This is a genomic window from Aeromonas eucrenophila (assembly GCF_000819865.1).
GTDB lineage: Bacteria > Pseudomonadota > Gammaproteobacteria > Enterobacterales > Aeromonadaceae > Aeromonas > Aeromonas eucrenophila.
Genome location: NZ_CDDF01000014.1, coordinates 321,885 through 337,861, shown reverse-complemented (window position 1 = coordinate 337,861; position 15,977 = coordinate 321,885). Strand labels below are relative to the sequence as shown.

Annotated in this window: 15 protein-coding genes; 7 read left to right on the top strand and 8 right to left on the bottom strand. The window is 61.3% G+C overall.

The features are described from left to right. The first annotated feature begins 1 nt into the window (after position 1). The gene (locus tag BN1124_RS21375; RefSeq protein WP_156128390.1) at positions 2-151 is read left to right on the top strand and encodes a hypothetical protein; all 150 of its coding nucleotides are present in this window, start codon (positions 2-4) and stop codon (positions 149-151) included. Between the two features lie 81 nt (positions 152-232). Here BN1124_RS21375 and BN1124_RS15085 read toward each other — a convergent pair whose 3' ends face one another. Beyond that, complete coding sequence (locus BN1124_RS15085) at positions 233-658, bottom strand: hypothetical protein (RefSeq protein ID WP_033129542.1); 426 nt, start codon at positions 656-658, stop codon at positions 233-235. 113 nt (positions 659-771) lie between these two features. Next, a complete protein-coding gene (gene hupA / locus BN1124_RS15080; RefSeq protein ID WP_005305063.1) occupies positions 772-1,044 on the bottom strand; it encodes a nucleoid-associated protein HU-alpha in 273 nt (90 codons plus the stop codon). Between the two features lie 341 nt (positions 1,045-1,385). Here hupA and BN1124_RS15075 point away from each other — a divergent pair, with 341 nt between their 5' ends. Together BN1124_RS15075 and BN1124_RS15070 are read left to right on the top strand one after the other, a co-directional pair. Then, complete coding sequence (locus BN1124_RS15075) at positions 1,386-1,868, top strand: Rsd/AlgQ family anti-sigma factor (protein ID WP_042643242.1); 483 nt, start codon at positions 1,386-1,388, stop codon at positions 1,866-1,868. Between the two features lie 102 nt (positions 1,869-1,970). Next, a complete protein-coding gene (locus BN1124_RS15070) occupies positions 1,971-2,357 on the top strand; it encodes a PilZ domain-containing protein (protein ID WP_033129536.1) in 387 nt (128 codons plus the stop codon). Between the two features lie 62 nt (positions 2,358-2,419). Here BN1124_RS15070 and radA read toward each other — a convergent pair whose 3' ends face one another. Then, complete coding sequence (gene radA / locus BN1124_RS15065; RefSeq protein WP_042643241.1) at positions 2,420-3,784, bottom strand: DNA repair protein RadA; 1,365 nt, start codon at positions 3,782-3,784, stop codon at positions 2,420-2,422. Positions 3,785-3,884: 100 nt separating this feature from the next. Between radA and BN1124_RS15060 the strand changes: the two genes are divergently transcribed. After that, positions 3,885-6,254: a PilZ domain-containing protein gene (locus BN1124_RS15060; RefSeq protein ID WP_042643240.1), complete on the top strand. Its 2,370-nt coding sequence runs from the start codon at positions 3,885-3,887 to the stop codon at positions 6,252-6,254. 120 nt (positions 6,255-6,374) lie between these two features. Here the strand turns inward: BN1124_RS15060 and BN1124_RS15055 are convergent, their stop codons facing one another. Both BN1124_RS15055 and serB read right to left on the bottom strand, forming a co-directional pair. Further along, positions 6,375-7,280, bottom strand: a complete 906-nt coding sequence (locus BN1124_RS15055; RefSeq protein WP_042643238.1) for an alpha/beta fold hydrolase — start codon at positions 7,278-7,280, stop codon at positions 6,375-6,377. Positions 7,281-7,308: 28 nt separating this feature from the next. Further along, complete coding sequence (gene serB, locus BN1124_RS15050) at positions 7,309-8,319, bottom strand: phosphoserine phosphatase SerB (RefSeq protein WP_042643236.1); 1,011 nt, start codon at positions 8,317-8,319, stop codon at positions 7,309-7,311. A gap of 202 nt (positions 8,320-8,521) precedes the next feature. Between serB and BN1124_RS15045 the strand changes: the two genes are divergently transcribed. The 3 genes from BN1124_RS15045 (at position 8,522) to BN1124_RS15035 (ending at position 12,298) form a co-directional block, all read left to right on the top strand. Continuing rightward, on the top strand, positions 8,522-9,160 hold the full coding sequence (locus BN1124_RS15045; protein ID WP_042643234.1) for an AhpA/YtjB family protein: 639 nt from the start codon (positions 8,522-8,524) through the stop codon (positions 9,158-9,160). 505 nt (positions 9,161-9,665) lie between these two features. Next, positions 9,666-11,357 (top strand): DUF3300 domain-containing protein, encoded by a 1,692-nt coding sequence (locus tag BN1124_RS20510; protein ID WP_048822964.1) that lies wholly within the window; start codon positions 9,666-9,668, stop codon positions 11,355-11,357. After that, positions 11,357-12,298, top strand: a complete 942-nt coding sequence (locus BN1124_RS15035) for a DUF2950 domain-containing protein (protein ID WP_048822963.1) — start codon at positions 11,357-11,359, stop codon at positions 12,296-12,298. Before BN1124_RS20510 ends, BN1124_RS15035 begins: the two co-directional genes overlap by 1 nt. A gap of 245 nt (positions 12,299-12,543) precedes the next feature. Here BN1124_RS15035 and deoD read toward each other — a convergent pair whose 3' ends face one another. The 3 genes from deoD to deoA all read right to left on the bottom strand — a co-directional run bounded on the left by deoD (position 12,544) and on the right by deoA (position 15,957). Then, positions 12,544-13,257, bottom strand: coding sequence for a purine-nucleoside phosphorylase (gene deoD, locus BN1124_RS15030; protein ID WP_033129531.1), 714 nt, complete (start codon positions 13,255-13,257; stop codon positions 12,544-12,546). 145 nt (positions 13,258-13,402) lie between these two features. Beyond that, positions 13,403-14,611 (bottom strand): phosphopentomutase, encoded by a 1,209-nt coding sequence (locus BN1124_RS15025; protein WP_042643232.1) that lies wholly within the window; start codon positions 14,609-14,611, stop codon positions 13,403-13,405. A gap of 14 nt (positions 14,612-14,625) precedes the next feature. Then, a complete protein-coding gene (gene deoA / locus BN1124_RS15020; protein WP_042643230.1) occupies positions 14,626-15,957 on the bottom strand; it encodes a thymidine phosphorylase in 1,332 nt (443 codons plus the stop codon). Between the last annotated feature and the right edge of the window lie 20 nt (positions 15,958-15,977).

The window sequence follows — 15,977 nt, the reverse complement described above, 5'->3', positions numbered from 1 at the left end:
CATGTATCGCTTCACCGGATCCTGGCTGCACAAGGCGCTGGTGCGTCTGTGCGCCGGCCTGCTCGCCATCCTCGGCATCAAGCTCAGCGCCTTCTACCTGCTGGGTCTGCTGATCGTGATCGGGTTGCACAGGGATCAACTGCTGGGCTAGCGCCCGCCGTCCTGCCACAGGATGCAAAAAAGCCGGAGCACTGATGCTCCGGCTTTTTTTATGTCTGCCGCGGCGCCCCGATTATTCGCCCGACTCCACAAACTGCAGCTCGGGGGGGGTTGAGGTCAACACGTCGGCGCAGTAATCCCAGGTCGAGATGCGGTAGTGCTGCAGATCCTCGTCCAGATGCAGGCCATCGGACTCCTGATGGAACCAGCTGGCGAAACGGGACGGGATGATCAGCTGGATCTGCTCCTCGATGGCATGACTGTCACGGCCTTCTGCCAGATCGCAGTCTTCCATCACCCGCACGGCAAAGATATGGCGGAAATTGACCCGGCAGAGCGGTTGCGGCGGCAGGTCGATGCTGCGGGCGCGACCCAGCACGACCGTCAGGTTGTCGCCCCAGATATCCTGATGCAGTTCGGCCACGACCAGGCCCGGGGGGAGTTGGCGGGAGGGTGCCCATGGCACGGCAACCTGCCGAATGGCATTCTTCTGTTCCATATCCACCTCGCTACAGCGCATGCCATATCCTGAGTGTATCTGAAACAAATTTGGCTGACGATGGCAAGAAAAAACCCGGCTGATGCCGGGTTTCGTTCGATTACTTTACGCTATTACTTTACGGCGTCTTTCAGCGCCTTGCCTGCCACAAAGGACGGCACATTGGCGGCTGCAATCTGGATCTCTTTACCAGTTTGCGGGTTACGACCGGTACGGCCCGCACGATGGTTGACCTTGAAGGTACCAAAACCCACCAACTGAACGGCATCGCCCTCTTTCAGGCTCTGGGTAATACCATTGATGATCTCTTCCAGAGCGACTTTAGCCTGAGCTTTGCTCAGGTCTGCTTTGGCGGCAATTGCATCGACAAGTTGAGCTTTGTTCATAACATTTCCTTTATGATCGGGCATTTAGCACCGGGCCACTCTATTCAAAAAAAAACACTCAGGCAAAGGCTTTATCAGCCGGGTTGGCTTGAATGCTGGGGTTTTCATCAAGATCTGCGGAAATAGTCACATATCTCGCCCCTTCGTCGTCCTGATTGACGATACGGTGGCGAACAACCGATGAGGACTTGTACGCAAACCCCCATCTGATGTAACAATATCCCCACACTCCTATTGACGGTCAACAGTATTTTCCCTAGTTAATAGGGAGTGTTGTCAGTCGATGGGAATGACCGCAGGCTTGCAGCCATCGCGCTCCATGCCATGCCCACGGAGGGACTATGTTAACTGAACTGGAAAAAACCAAGCGCGCACTGGCGGGCAAGCACAGAGCGATTGACGACTGGCTGGATGCCAGGCAGGCGTTACTGGTCGAGTACATGCGGCTGGCCGGGCTCATGCCTGCCAGATCCAAACAACGATCCCTCCCCGGTCATGTCGAGTTGCAGCGCTTCTGCGAGCAATTGGTCGACTACGTCAGCGCCGGTCACTTCGAAATCTACAACCACGTGGTCACCGCCTTCGAGCAGGCCAGCGGCGACAAGCTGGAGCTGGCCAAACGCATCTATCCCCATATCCGGGCCTGCACCGAGTTTGCCCTGGAGTTCAACGATAAATACAGCAACGCCGACGAGGCGCAGCTGCTGTTGCTCGACGAGGATCTGAATCATCTGGGGCCCGTGCTGGAGGACAGGTTCAAGCAGGAGGATCGGCTGGTCAAGGCGCTGCAGGTGGTCGAATCCCTCAGCCACCAGCAGGTCTGATGCCCAATATCTGAGCCAGTTCAAGATCCTGATGAGCAAGCTACATTACACTCTGGAACCTGAATTGTTAGCACTGCGTTCGAACGCAGACCGGAGATGAACATGGCCGAGCGACGCCACTTTACCAGGATCTTCTATCTGACTGCCGCCAAGCTGATCCAGGGGACACGTCAGTGGCGGACCCAGCTGGTCGATGTCTCCCTGCAGGGTGCCCTGTTGCTCAGACCCGAGGATTGGTCAGGCAGCGACGACAAGGAGTACGAGATCTGCTTCGTGCTCGGCGGCAGTGACATCGAGATCAAGATGCAGGTGACGCTGACCCATGAGGCCAGCAAGAAGCTGGGATTCTACTGTCACCACATCGACATCGACAGCGCCAGCCACCTCAAGCGGATGATCGAGCTGAACGTCGGGGAAGAGCAGCTGTTGTATCGTGAACTGGAGCAGCTGCTGCAAGAGCACAAGGAGCACAGTCCGCCCTCTGCCTGAATGACAGCAACGAAAAAGGAGCGCCCATGCGCTCCTTTTTATTGCCCGTGACCTGCTCTTCGCTACAAGGCCTCGAGGGCATCGGCCAGCTTCTTCACCGGCACCACCTCCATCCCTTCGATGGGATGCTTGGGGGCGTTGGCATAAGGGACGATGGCGCGGCGGAAGCCGTGCTTGGCCGCCTCCTGCAAGCGCTCCTGGCCGGAGGGCACGGGCCGGATCTCCCCGGACAGCCCCACCTCGCCGAACACCACCAGATCCTTGGGCAGGGCCTGATCCCGGAAGCTGGAGACCATGGCCAGCAGCAGCGCGAGATCCGCGCTGGTCTCCTCGACCTTGACCCCGCCCACCACGTTGATGAAGACGTCCTGATCCGCCATCTGCAGGCCACCGTGACGGTGCAGCACCGCCAGCAGCATGGCGAGACGGTTGTGATCCATCCCCACCGCCACCCGTCGCGGGTTGGAGACCTGGGAGTAGTCCACCAGCGCCTGCAACTCCACCAGCAGCGGTCTTGTCCCTTCCCAGATCACCATGACGATGGAGCCCGGCGCCTGCTCCTCGCCCCGGCTCAGGAAGATGGCGGAGGGATTGCTCACCTCCTTCATGCCCTGCCCGGTCATGGCGAAGACGCCGAGTTCATTGACCGCACCGAAACGGTTCTTGTGGGAGCGCAGGGTGCGAAAACGCGAATCATGGGCGCCGTCCAGCAGCACGGAGCAGTCGACACAGTGCTCCAGAACCTTGGGGCCGGCCAGGGTGCCGTCCTTGGTGACGTGGCCCACCATGAAGATGGCGACGTGGTTCTGCTTGGCGTAGCGCGTGAGCAGGGCCGCCGATTCCCGCACCTGGGAGACGGAGCCGGGGGATGACTGCACATCCGCCACGTGCATCACCTGGATGGAGTCGATGACCATGATCTGCGGCTGCTCCTGCTGGGCGATGATGCAGATCTGCTCGACGCTGGTCTCGGACAACATTCGCAGCTTGTCGGTGGGCAATCCGAGCCGGTTGGCCCGCATCGCCACCTGCTGCAGGGACTCTTCCCCGGTCACATAGAGGGTCTTCATCCGCTGTGCCAGGCCGCACATGGTCTGCAGCAGCAGGGTCGATTTGCCCGCCCCTGGGTTGCCGCCAATCAGGATGGCCGAGCCCGGCACCACACCGCCGCCGAGCACCCGATCCAGCTCCTTGAAGCCCGAGCCGAAACGGGGGATCTCGGTGGTGGCGACCTCCGCCAGGGTCTGGACCTGGCTGCCGATGGCACCGGCATAGCCGGTGTAACGGGCGCTCTTGCCTGGGGTGGTGACTCCGAGCCGGACCTCGGTGATGGTGTTCCACTCCTTGCACTCGCCGCACTGACCTTGCCAGCGGGTGAAGTCGGCTCCACATTCGGTACAAACATAGGCGGTTTTGTTTTTGGCCATGGATAACTCGGGGACAGGATGATTTCCTGCTTGATATACTGGTTTGCGACCGACAGATCAAACCCAGAATCGGAAAAGTGACTTTCCGCGGCAGGAATACATGGATTCAGAACAACCGCTACATCTGATAGAACAGCTTGTCCCCCTGCTCAGAGAAAAGGATTTCGACGAGATCTTCAACCGCCTGACCCAGAACGAGAATGCCAACAGCCGCTTCCTGCTCAAGATGGAGATCAAGCGCAAATGCGCCCCCTGCCGGCGGGTGATCGACATGCGCAACGAGCTGAGCGATCTCTGTCTGGTGCACGAGTTTGAAGGCGTCACCCATTTCATGCCCGCCGAGGCGGTCGAGCAGTTTCAATCCCAGTGCTACCTCTACCGGGACAGCTACACGCTAGGGGTCTACGAGGCGCTGCAGGCCTGGTACAAACTCAATCAGGGCCGGGGGGAGAGCCTCTCCCTGCCAGCCAGCCCCTTTCGCCTCTTCGACGTTCAGGCCATTCCCTTCGCCAGCCACTACGGCCGACAAGAGGAGCGGATGCACTTCAGCTCCGCCATGGTGCTCAAGCTGCTAAATGGCGAGAAGCTGTTTGCCAAGAGCTCGGACATCTCCCTCGGCGGGATCCGGGTCTCTGTCCCCTATCTGCCCGACTACCAGACCGGCGAGCAGGTCGACGTGCTCTTCACCGGCCTGGAGCGGGAACATGCCAACCCCATACTGCGCTCCCCCATCAGCTACCAGATCCTGGGGGAAGAGCAGAAGGAGGGTAAGTTCTGGCTGCGGCTGGTGAAGAGCGGCGAGCACCCCGCCTTCGACCACTTCCTGCGCGAGTTCATCGAGCACAACCGCAACCGTTACCGGGTCAGCGTCGATTACCTGCTGTCGGCGGCCATCGTCAAGGGTTACGAGCAGTTCTACCTGCCCCGCATGACCGGCATGCCGCTGTTCTTTGGCAAGGGCGACAGCCCCGCTCTGGAGATGGCTCTGCGCACCGAGAACAACCAGCACGTGCTCGAGTACTGGCGGGATGCCAAGAACCGCGACATGCTCGCCAGCCTCTTCCCGGCGGCACGGATGCGGGCACTTATCCCAGCCAGAGGAGCACTGCGCGAGACCCTGATCTACAGCTTCACCCACTCGGTGCGCAGCCACCTCTACTTCTTCTCCGCCACCCGGGAGGAGTTGCAGCAGAGCGGCCTGACTTCGCTGTTCTTCCAGGTCGGCGCGCGCCGTCCCAGCTGGCGGATCTACAAGTTCAGCCTAGAGGCCTGTTCTCTGCACGAGGCGGATCTCGACAGCCAGTCGGAGTCCCATCAGTTGCAGGACATGCTGATGCGCGAGCGGCTCCAGCAGATAGGCCATGTCGGCCTGCTGCAGGAGATCGGGCTGGACAATCAGCGCGACGAGTTTCGCTACGATGCCAATCAGCCACACAATGCCAACGAGTTGCAGCGTTTCGGCCACGACACCAGCGCCGCCCCCTTCGACATCGAGACGCTGCACTACGTGCAACTGCGCAAGGAGGCGCGCTACATCCACAAGACGGCGATCGTGATCCGCCACAAGGAGAGAGCCTGGCTCGGCTGGACCCGTGACATCTCGGCCCATGGCATGCAGATCGAGCTGGAGGAGGCGTTTGTGGGAGAGAAGGGGGAGATCATCACAGTCGCCCTGCCCCGGCTGCAGGATCTCGCCAAGAGCATGGATCTGCAGCGCCTGCCCTATCGGCTGGTCAGCCTCAACCTGAGCCGCACCGTGCTGCACCTGTGCATCGAAGGGGACGCGGCGCGCCACATCGGTCATCAGTTTTTCAGCCTGCTGATCGAGAGCAACCAGAACAAGCTCAAGACCACCCGGGAGCACAGGCGTTACCGCGGCATGGCAAGGGCGCTGCGCAACATCTTCACCCATCACACCTTCAACACACCTGTGTATCTCAACAAATTCAAGGCCGCCCCGACGCCGGCCGCGGTGGGGATCGCCCCCCGGCCACGCAGCCTCTCCCGGCTGTTACAGGCCTGCGCCGAGCAAGAGGATCAGGCGAACCTCTATCCCCTGTTCCAGGGCGGGCTGCTCAAGACCCTGCTGCTCAACCCCTTGCGTGCCATCGAGCGGGAAGACAAACCCAAAGAGGAGGAGGTCTATATCGCCAGCCTGCACTCACAGGGGGGCGCCCCTCTGTTTCTCAGCCGCTTGGCCAGCAGCTTCGTATCGCTGGAGGACAAGCGCCGCTTCGTCGAGCTGGCCCTGCAGCAGGGGGAGTTTTACTCGGTGCTGGTCGGCATCTCCCGCACCGGCCGCCCCGATACCAGCTTCATCGCCAACGAGCTGGACTACATCGCCAAGTTTGCCATTCATAAGGCCAAGAAGCTGGAGGAGGAGCTGTGGAGCGTGGTGGGGGTCGGTGAGCTGACCGACACCAGTCAGGCCACCCTGTTCCGGCTCGGCATCACCTCGCCCCCGGCTTGAGCGGGCAGGAAGGCATGGCCAACGACAAGGGCGACCCAGTGGGTCGCCCTTGTCGTATCTGGCCCCAGACCGCCCGGGAATGGCTCAGCGAGCGGCCTTGGCGAGGCTCCAGAGCCGATATCAGACCGGTTGTGGATCCTGCAACCAGGTCAGGATCTGGGGGAAGTGATCCTCCTGGGCCTGGGGGGCAGTCAGCATGTTGATGTGGTCGTAGTCGAGCCGGTTACCGTTATCGAGCCCGAGGCGGGTGTGGCGGGTAGCCGAGCCCATCTCGGTGCTGAAACGGCGCACGTCTATGGGGTGACCCAACACCTTGTCCGCCTTGGCCGAGATCATCCAGAGCGGTGGCCAGGCCACCCGATCCGCCGCCTCGCCATAGGCGAAGCCGTCGTGGGGATCCTGCCAAGGCCCGCATTTCACCCAGGGAATGGTCTCCTGCAGGTAGCGCAGCGGCTCATCATCCGCCCCCATCTTCAGCTTGCGCGCCGCCAGGAAGCCGCTGTTGCGCGCCAACCAGGGCGCCAGCCGATTCCAGATCAAGTCCACCTTCAGCCAGCGCTCGGGATTTTGCACCGAAACTCCCCGCTTGGTGCCGAAGAACACCAGACTCGCGATCTCGCCGGCCAGTTCGGGGAAGCGGGCCAGGGTCGAGGCCATGAGGACCCCGCCCCAGGAGTGAGCCATCCAGTGCACCCTAGCACCCGCATGGCGGGCCGCGACCCAGTGTTGCAGCGCGGGCAGATCCTCGGTGATCAACTCGTGCTGACCGTGCCCGGCCTGCTCTGCGATGGCCGGGGTGCTGAGGCCCCGGCCGCGCAAGTCGGCCACATAGACCTGATAACCGTGGCGGGCCAGATAACAGGCCAGCCCCTTGCCGGATTCGGTGTAGAAGATGCGGCCGTTCTCGATGGCACCGTGCACCATCAGGATGGGGTCGGCATGCACAGCGACCTTGGGCTGGATGTGGCGAACATGCAGCCGATGCTCGCCGCAGGGGATAAACAGGGATTGTTGCAACAGTTCCATCTCGTTTTCAGGTCCTCCTTGACCCTCTTCAGCCGTTATTCCAAAGGCGATCGCGACAAGAGCGGGCCGACAACAGGCAGAGCACCCCTTCCAGATCGTGATGATTGAGAGTGGCGGCCGCCTGGGCTCGCACCAGCGGCTTGGCGTGAATGGCGATGCCAAGGCCGGCCACCGCCATCATCTTGAGATCGTTGGCCCCATCGCCAACGGCGACGGTCTGGGCCGGCGCTATACCGTACTCAGTCGCCAGCCGTTGCAGCACTTCGGCCTTGACGGTGGCATCCACTATGGGGCCACTCACCTGCCCGGTGAGCAGGGTTCCGTCGGTTGCCAGCTCGTTGGCGAAGATGGCATCCAGCCCCAGCGCCTGCTGCAACTCGCCGGCGAAGCGGGTGAAGCCACCGGAGGCGATCGCCACCTTCCAGCCCGCTCGCTTGAGGGTATCGACCATCAGTTGCAGACCCGGCATCCAGGGCATGTTGGCCGCCACCTCGTCAAGGATGGTGACCGGCGCCCCTTCCAGCAGGGCGACCCGGCTGCGCAGGCTGTCGGCAAACTCCAGCTTGCCCTGCATGGCCGCCGCCGTCACGGCTGCGACCTGCTCACCCACCCCGGCCAGACGGGCTATCTCATCGATGCATTCGATCCGGATGGCGGTGGAGTCCATGTCCATCACCAGCAGGCCGGGTTCGCTCAGGCCGGGCAAGGCGGGCAGATGACAGACGTCGATGTCCCACTCCTGCCCCTTGAGCGCCTGCACCAGCTCAGGGGAGAAGCGGTTCGTACCGAGCAGCAGCAGAGGGATGCCGGCCTGCGCTCCCACGGGATAGAGGCTAGCCTCGACTCCCTCGCTCTCCAGCAGGGCCGCCAGCCGGCTCAGATGCCGGGCGCCGAGCATCTTGCCAAACAGGACCAGCCAGGCCTCATCATGAGACTCGGCGGTGGGTAGCAAGGCCTGCGCGGTGAGCTGCCAGCAGGGTGCGCCACACAGGGCCTTGGGCCAGTCGGGCAGGGAGGGGGAAAGTTGGGACAACAACATAAGGGGGACGCCTTCCTTGGAGATCATGGGGTTCATCGTGCCGGCCCAGAGTAGCGTATTGCTTTTTGTACAGGCAAGCGCCAAGATCCCGCCTGCGACTCGTCGCCCAACGCAGGGAGCCCTGAGCCAAGTACCGCTCATTGGTCGGGCAGGCATCAGGATCCCGCCATCGTCATACCTTCACCGCAAGAGGTTCAGTGCTGTGCGTCACCTCCCCATCAAACGTGTTGTCAGCCTGGCTGCCGGGATCCTGCTCGGTCTCTGGGTGCTGGGGGTGCTTGTGCATATGCAGGGGGCGAGCCAGGCGGCGCTGCACAACGAGGCGCGCGATAGGGCCCAGGCGCTGGTCGCCTACGCTGCCCGCGACATGAAGCGCTGGATCAAGGAGGACAAGGAGAGCGAGCTGGAGCGGCTGGCTCAGGATCTGGCCGCCGAGCCCGAGATCCTCGATGTCACCCTCTACGACGCCCGTGGCATCCCCCTCGCCCAGTCGGATCAGGCCGTGCCGCTGGAGAGCCTGTTGCCCATCGGGGCCGACAACAAGTCCCCACCGGAACAGGGCAAGGGCCGCATCCAGTTCGTGCAAGAGGTGCTGGATGGCAACCTGACACTCGGCTACCTGCGCATCACCCTGGAAGAGCAACAACTGCTGGCAAAGCAGGACATCCATCTCAAGGTGACTCAGGAGAAGCAGCGATTGATGCTGCTGGTGATGCTGCTGGCCGGCTTGCTCATCTCCTACGGCGTGCGCCGCAACTACATGCGGGTGCGCAAGCACAAGAAGCGGGCGCCTCAGACACCAGCGGTCGACGACAACGCCCCTCCCCCCGGCATCGAATAAGGCGCCGTTCGCGCAACCCGCCGGTCTTGTTATTACCCCCCACGGCTCGAAATGACTATCGAGCAGAGTATCGAGACGCTTGGCACCGCCGTCGCCGCCGAAGCGCTTGTGAACGAAGTGACGATCCACGATCGCCTCATACGGCAGTGACTTGACCAGTCTATCCAGTCATTTGCGCTGCATCGGCGTCCAACTGTGCTGCCCGTCGATCTTCTCCATCGCCAAGTGAGTTGATTGCATCTCGCTCACCCCCAACGGTCATATCCCATCGCCCTTCACTTCTCGGATCTACCATCTGATTTGGTCAGGTTACTGTGCTCAGACGTAGCTTGAGGCAGAAGCAAACACATTTTTTACGCCTTTCCAGCCGGTTTTGGGTGTGATCTCGATTCGTGGTTTATGTTTTCGGTATGAAACGCCCGCATTGAATGCGATGAGATACAACATGTGTGGAAATCATCGGGCAAGAGGTGCATCAGCCACTCCAGCAGAAGGAAGCAAGATCATGAAGCAACCCATATTTCGCCGTAGCGTGTTGGCGGCCGTGATCGCCCTCAGCACGGTATTGGCTGCCTGCAGAGAGGAGCCGCCTGCCGTCACGCAAAATGTTCAGCCCAGCGTGGCCTCTGCTGCCAGCACAACCAGCGCTGCCAGCCCTGCGGTCGCACCGCAAGCGCAGCCCGTTAACGCACCAGCCTCGAAATATACCCCGGAGGCTCTCGAAACCCTGCTTGCACCCGTAGCGCTTTACCCGGATGCGGTATTGGCTCAGGTGTTGCCCAGCGCCACCAATCCGCAAGAGGTGCTCGATGCCGGCAACTGGCTGGTCGCCCACCCCAACCTCAAGGGGAAAGAGCTGACCGCCGCCATTGCGCCGCTGGGCTTTACGCCGCCAACCATGTCGCTGATGCACTTCCCGACCGTCATGGACATGATGTGCTTGAAGATGGAGTGGACGACTGAGCTCGGCAGTGCCTTCCTGGCCGATGAGCCGGGCGTACTGGCAGCCGTTCAGCGCCTGCGCCAACAAGCGATGGAGGTGGGCAACCTGAAAGACTCAGAGCAGATGAAAGTGGCCAAGGATGAACAGAACAATCAGCAGATCGTCACCATTGCGCCTGCCAATCCTGACGTCGTTTATGTCCCGCAATACGACCCAAGCGCCGCCTATAGCCCGCCAGCTGCCGGGCCAGCTCCCGCGCCGGTGACCACAGAAACCACGACAACGACCGCCCCTGCGACAACGACCACGACAGTGGTGGAACATGACGATCACGACAGCGATGATGAATACGACCGCGGTGATATGGTCGTGACGGGCTTGCTGGCCTTTGGTGCGGGCATGTTGGTCAACGAGGTCTTCAACGATGATGATGAGGGCGATTATTACTACCCTCGGTGGGGATCAGGTTATCCCAGCGGTTACGCTCCTTATCGTTATAACCCCAACTATGGCAATGGTTTCCGCCCCACCAACGGGTACAACCGTCCGGTCAACTATCAGCGGGGCTCTAACAACAATATTTATATCAACGCCAAGGGGAACGATTACTTCAACAAGTTTGAGCGCGGCCCCAATAACTACATGCGCCAAGCCAACAGCCCCATCACGGCGGCGCGCCCCCAGCGTGCTGAGCTGGCTAACCTGGAACAACGCTCGCGAAATAACGCGGCAGGAGGGGCCCAACGAGATGCCATACCGAAAGGGAGCTATGCGGGAGTCAATCGCCAGCCTAAAAGCGAATACGCTGGCGCACCACGCGCTGTCAATGAGGCGAACAGGGAGGCTCGCGCAACCGCGCCGAAGGGGACTTATGCGGGAGCCAACCGCCAACCCAAAAGCGAAAATGCCAAGGCGACGCGCGACGCTAGACAGGTGGGCAGAGAGGCGAATGTGGCCCAACGCACGCCGCGCCAGGGCAACTACGCAGGCGACAGGGTCAAGCGGCAGCAAATCACGCCACAGACCGCTGGGGCCCGTGATCGCGGCTATGTCCAACCACGTGCCACTCACAACAAGAGCACGGCACAGACTGCAACACGCAGAGCACCTGCGGCCTCAACCTCAAGGAGTGCCTTCCAAGGGGTACATAGTACGGGCAGAACCGAGCGCGCCGTCAGCCAACGCGGGCGCGAAAGTATGGCTAGTAGCGCGCATGCCGGGCGCAACACTCAACCCAGACGGAGTACGCGATAATGAAGCGTTTGTTGAAATGGAGTTGGGCCCCCTCATGGGGTTTGGCCCTGCTGGCCCTGGTCTGCGCCAGCGATGCAAGCGCCATGGCACCGCGCACCTTCGCCACCCCGGATGAGGCTGTGCAGGCCCTGATAACGGCCTTGGAGCGGAACGATGTCAGCGCACTGACGCTGTTGCTCGGCGAAAAGAGTGAAGAGGCCATCAGCTCGGGGGATGAGGTGGCCGATGCCAATGATCGCGCCGCCTTCGTCGCGAGCTTCAAGAGCAAGCACCAGCTAGTAGCCGAGGGGAAGGATAAAATGATACTGGTCGTAGGGGAGTCAGATTGGCCACTGCCAATCCCCCTCGTGGCCGCAAATGGCAAGTGGTATCTCGATGGCGCCGCAGGTGCCAAAGAGATCGTCTATCGCCGCATCGGTCGAAATGAGTTGGGGGCGATTGCGGTGTGCCGTGGCTTTATCGACGCACAGATAGAATACGCCGCCGCGGGGCATGATGGCCAAACGGCGGGGATCTTTGCGGCAAAACTACGCAGTGATGTAGGGCAACAAAATGGACTCTATTGGCCTGTGGGCAAGGGTGAACCAGCAAGCCCGGCCGGTGAGGAGGTCGTCAGTGCCGCAGCAGAGGGCTACAAGGCCGTGGTCGGTCAACGCACCCCCTATCATGGCTACTACTACCGTATCTTGTATGCCCAGGGAGCCGCTGCCGATGGGGGGAAGAAAGAGTACTTTGTCGACGGGCAATTAAGAGACGGTGTCGCCCTGATCGCCTGGCCGGCCGATTATGCCGCCAGTGGGGTGATGACCTTCATGGTGAATCACGAGGGACGGGTTTATCAAAAGGATCTAGGGTCCGACACGGCCACTGTCGCTGAGGCAATCCAGCTGTTCAATCCCGATAAGAGCTGGTCGCTAGTAGTTAGCAACGAGAGTGATTAGCAAAGAAGGTGATTAGGGCGCTTTATCTACCATCGGATCTTGGCAAATAGCCTGGGTCGAGAGCGGCGTTATTGCGATCACGGGTGGTGATGCGCGGCCAGTCGGCCCCGTATTGCGCTCTGGCGTTTAGGCCAGCCGGTCCCGTTGTCAGCCAACAGCAAGGGGGGGTTGTCGTTCAGTGGATCGAGACCATAAAAAACGGCGACCCAGGGTCGCCGTTCTTGCATGGAGCCGAAGCCGCGGGTTTAGTCACCCAGCAGCACGGAGTCCAGTGCGATTTCGATCATGTCGTTGAAGGTCAGCTGACGCTCTTCGGCGGTGGTCTGCTCACCGGTACGGATATGGTCGGAAACGGTGCAGATGGTCAGTGCCTTGGCGCCGTACTCGGCAGCCACGCCGTAGATACCGGCGGCTTCCATCTCGACACCCAGGATGCCGTATTTTTCCATGACGTCGAACATGGAAGGATCCGGGGTGTAGAACAGATCGGCGGAGAAGAGGTTGCCCACGCGCACGGCAACGCCCTTGTTCTTGGCGGCTTGCACGGCATTGGCGACCAGATCGAAGTCAGCGATGGCGGCGAAGTCGTGATCCTTGAAGCGCAGACGGTTGACCTTGGAGTCGGTGCAGGCACCCATGCCGATCACCACGTCACGCAGCTTCACGTCTTCACGCACGGCGCCGCAGGAGCCCACGCGAATGATGGTCTTGACGCCGTAGTCGGTGATCAGCTCTTTGGTGTAGATGGAGCAGGACGGGATGCCCATGCCGTGGCCCATGACGGAGATGCGACGGCCCTTGTAGGTGCCGGTGAAGCCGAGCATGCTGCGCACGTCACACACCTGCTCGACGTTCTCCAGGAAGGTCTCGGCGATATACTTGGCGCGCAGGGGGTCCCCTGGCATCAGTACTGTGTCAGCAAAGGCGCCATCTTTCGCATTGATATGAGGAGTTGCCATTCTCTTAATTCCTTCACACTAGGTTGAGTTTTATTGTCTTTATTGGTTTGCCCGCTGCCTCGCGGCGGCGGGCGGGTAACTTACCGGAAGCCGGTACCGTGCTGCAACCCGGGCAGGTCATGCAACATCCTGCCCGGGATCGCGATCACAGGAAGCTGGTGCCGTATTGCAGCTTGGGCAGACCGTGGTACGCGGCTATGCTCTGGCCGATGTCGGCAAAGGTCTCGCGACGACCGACGGACCCCGCCTTGACCGGCTTGCCGTAGAACAGCACAGGGATGTATTCACGGGTGTGATCGGTGCCGTTCCAGGTCGGATCACAGCCGTGGTCGGCGGTCAGCACCACCACGTCGCCATCCTGCAGTATGTCGAACAGCTCGGGCAGACGGGAATCGAAGTACTCCAGCGCGTCGGCATAGCCCTTCACGTCACGGCGGTGGCCGTAGGAGGAGTCGAAGTCGACGAAGTTGGTGAAGACGATGGTGTTGTCACCGGCGGCTTTTACCTCTTCCAGGGTGCGATCCCACAGCTCGGTCAGGCCGGTGCCCTTCACCTGCTTGGTGATGCCCTGGTTGGCGTAGATGTCGGCGATCTTGCCGATGGAAACCACCTGGCCACCCGCATCCTTCATGTAATCCAGCACTGTCGGTGCCGGCGGCAGCACTGAGTAGTCGTGACGGTTGCCGGTGCGCTTGAAGTTGCCCTTGCCGCTGCCCACGAACGGACGGGCGATGACGCGGCCAATGTTGTAGGGCTCCAGCAGCTCGCGCACTATGTGGCACAGCTCATAGAGCTTCTCGAGGCCGTAGGTCTCTTCGTGGCAGGCGATCTGGAACACGGAATCGGCAGAGGTGTAGAGGATCGGCTTGCCGGTGCGCATGTGCTCTTCGCCCAGATCGTCAAGCACCTGGGTGCCGGAGGCGTGGCAGTTGCCCAGATAGCCGGACAGACCCGCCTTCTCGACGATGGCGTCCAGCAGCTCCTGCGGGAAGCTGTTGTGATGATCCTTGAAGTATCCCCACTCGAACAGCACGGGCACGCCGGCGATCTCCCAGTGGCCGGACGGGGTGTCCTTGCCGGAGGAGAGCTCCTGAGCGAAACCGTAGGCACCGATCACCTCGATGTCCTTCTTCAGGCCTTCCGGGAAGTGACCGGAGGCGAGTTCGCCTGCATGGCCCAGACCCAGCTTGTTCAGGTTCGGCAGATTGAGGGCACCGCGGCCCTCGAACTCACCGGCAGCACAGGCCTTGGCGATATGGCCAAGGGTATTTGCGCCCACATCTCCGAACTTTTCGGCATCGGCGGCAGCGCCAATACCGAAAGAGTCCATCATCAGAATAAAGGTACGTTTCATGGGACTTCCCCTTGTTACAAATCAGCCAGACCGATGCGACGATAGACCTCAGGCAGCGCCTGGGGTTGAGTGTCACCGATCCTGACAGCCGCCTGCACCATGCTGGCAGCCTGAGTGAATTGCTCTTCAGTTTGAGCGTGGATCAGCGCGAGCGGCTTGTCAGCGTCGACGCTCTGACCCAGGCGAATAAAGTCGGTCAACCCGACCGCGTAATCGAGCTTGTCACTGGCGGCGCGGCGACCGCCGCCCATGGCAACCACGGCCAGACCCAGTTCACGGGTATCCATGGCGGTCACGAAACCGCTCTTGGCGGCGAATACCGGGCGCACTATGGCGGCCTTGGGCAGGTAGTTGTCGTGACGTTCGATGAAGTCGGCGGGGCCACCCAGCCCAGTCACCATACGACCGAAGATCTCGGCCGCCTTACCGTTGTCCAGCACCGCCTGCAGCTTGCGACGGGCATCGGCGTCATTGCTGGCCAGATGGGCGGAGATCAGCATCTCTGCGCACAGGGCCATGGTGACTTCGTGGATGCGCGGATTGCGATAGGCACCGGTCAGGTAGCGCACCGCTTCACGCACTTCCACCGCGTTGCCGGCGCTGGAGGCCAGCACCTGGTTCATGTCGGTGAGCAGCGCAGAGGTGCGGCAACCGGCACCGTTGGCCACGGCGACGATGCTCTTGGCCAGCTCTTCCGAGGCTTCGAAGGTCGGCATAAAGGCGCCCGAACCGACTTTCACATCCATCACCAGCGCTTCGAGCCCGGAGGCGAGCTTCTTGGAGAGGATGGAGCCGGTGATCATGGCGATGGATTCGACGGTGGCCGTGATGTCACGCACCGCGTAGATGCGCTTGTCGGCGGGTGCCAGATCGCCGGTCTGGCCGATGATGGCCACGCCCGCTTCTTTCACCACCTTCAGGAAACGATCGTTGTCGACCGAGGTCTGGTAGCCAGGGATGGCGTCGAGCTTGTCCAGGGTACCGCCGGTGTGGCCGAGACCACGACCGGAGATCATCGGCACGAAGCCACCGCAGGCGGCGACCATGGGGCCGAGCATCAGGGAGACCACATCACCCACACCGCCGGTGGAGTGCTTGTCGACGATAGGACCGCCGAGGTTCAGGTGATCCCAGGTCAGCACCATGCCGGAGTCGCGCATGGCACAGGTCAGGGCGACCCGCTCGTCCATGGTCATGTCCTTGAAGTAGACCGCCATGGCGAGGGCCGCGATCTGGCCTTCGCCGATGCTGTTGTTGGTAATGCCCTGGACGAAGAATTGAATCTCTTGGGTACTGAGCGCTTCACCGTTGCGCTTCTTGCGAATAATTTCTTGAGGCAAAAACATCTTTCATTCCCTCCGTGCAT

Excerpts from the sequence above, each read along its gene's own strand:
- BN1124_RS15035 (WP_048822963.1), top strand. The coding sequence starts at position 11,357 with ATGAAGCGTTTGTTGAAATGGAGTTGGGCCCCCTCATGGGGTTTGGCC.
- radA (WP_042643241.1), bottom strand. The coding sequence starts at position 3,784 with ATGGCCAAAAACAAAACCGCCTATGTTTGTACCGAATGTGGAGCCGAC.
- BN1124_RS15055 (WP_042643238.1), bottom strand. The coding sequence starts at position 7,280 with ATGGAACTGTTGCAACAATCCCTGTTTATCCCCTGCGGCGAGCATCGG.
- BN1124_RS15070 (WP_033129536.1), top strand. The coding sequence starts at position 1,971 with ATGGCCGAGCGACGCCACTTTACCAGGATCTTCTATCTGACTGCCGCC.
- BN1124_RS15025 (WP_042643232.1), bottom strand. The coding sequence starts at position 14,611 with ATGAAACGTACCTTTATTCTGATGATGGACTCTTTCGGTATTGGCGCT.
- BN1124_RS15060 (WP_042643240.1), top strand. The coding sequence starts at position 3,885 with ATGGATTCAGAACAACCGCTACATCTGATAGAACAGCTTGTCCCCCTG.
- hupA (WP_005305063.1), bottom strand. The coding sequence starts at position 1,044 with ATGAACAAAGCTCAACTTGTCGATGCAATTGCCGCCAAAGCAGACCTG.
- BN1124_RS15075 (WP_042643242.1), top strand. The coding sequence starts at position 1,386 with ATGTTAACTGAACTGGAAAAAACCAAGCGCGCACTGGCGGGCAAGCAC.
- BN1124_RS15085 (WP_033129542.1), bottom strand. The coding sequence starts at position 658 with ATGGAACAGAAGAATGCCATTCGGCAGGTTGCCGTGCCATGGGCACCC.
- deoA (WP_042643230.1), bottom strand. The coding sequence starts at position 15,957 with ATGTTTTTGCCTCAAGAAATTATTCGCAAGAAGCGCAACGGTGAAGCG.
- BN1124_RS21375 (WP_156128390.1), top strand. The coding sequence starts at position 2 with ATGTATCGCTTCACCGGATCCTGGCTGCACAAGGCGCTGGTGCGTCTG.
- serB (WP_042643236.1), bottom strand. The coding sequence starts at position 8,319 with ATGTTGTTGTCCCAACTTTCCCCCTCCCTGCCCGACTGGCCCAAGGCC.
- BN1124_RS20510 (WP_048822964.1), top strand. The coding sequence starts at position 9,666 with ATGAAGCAACCCATATTTCGCCGTAGCGTGTTGGCGGCCGTGATCGCC.
- deoD (WP_033129531.1), bottom strand. The coding sequence starts at position 13,257 with ATGGCAACTCCTCATATCAATGCGAAAGATGGCGCCTTTGCTGACACA.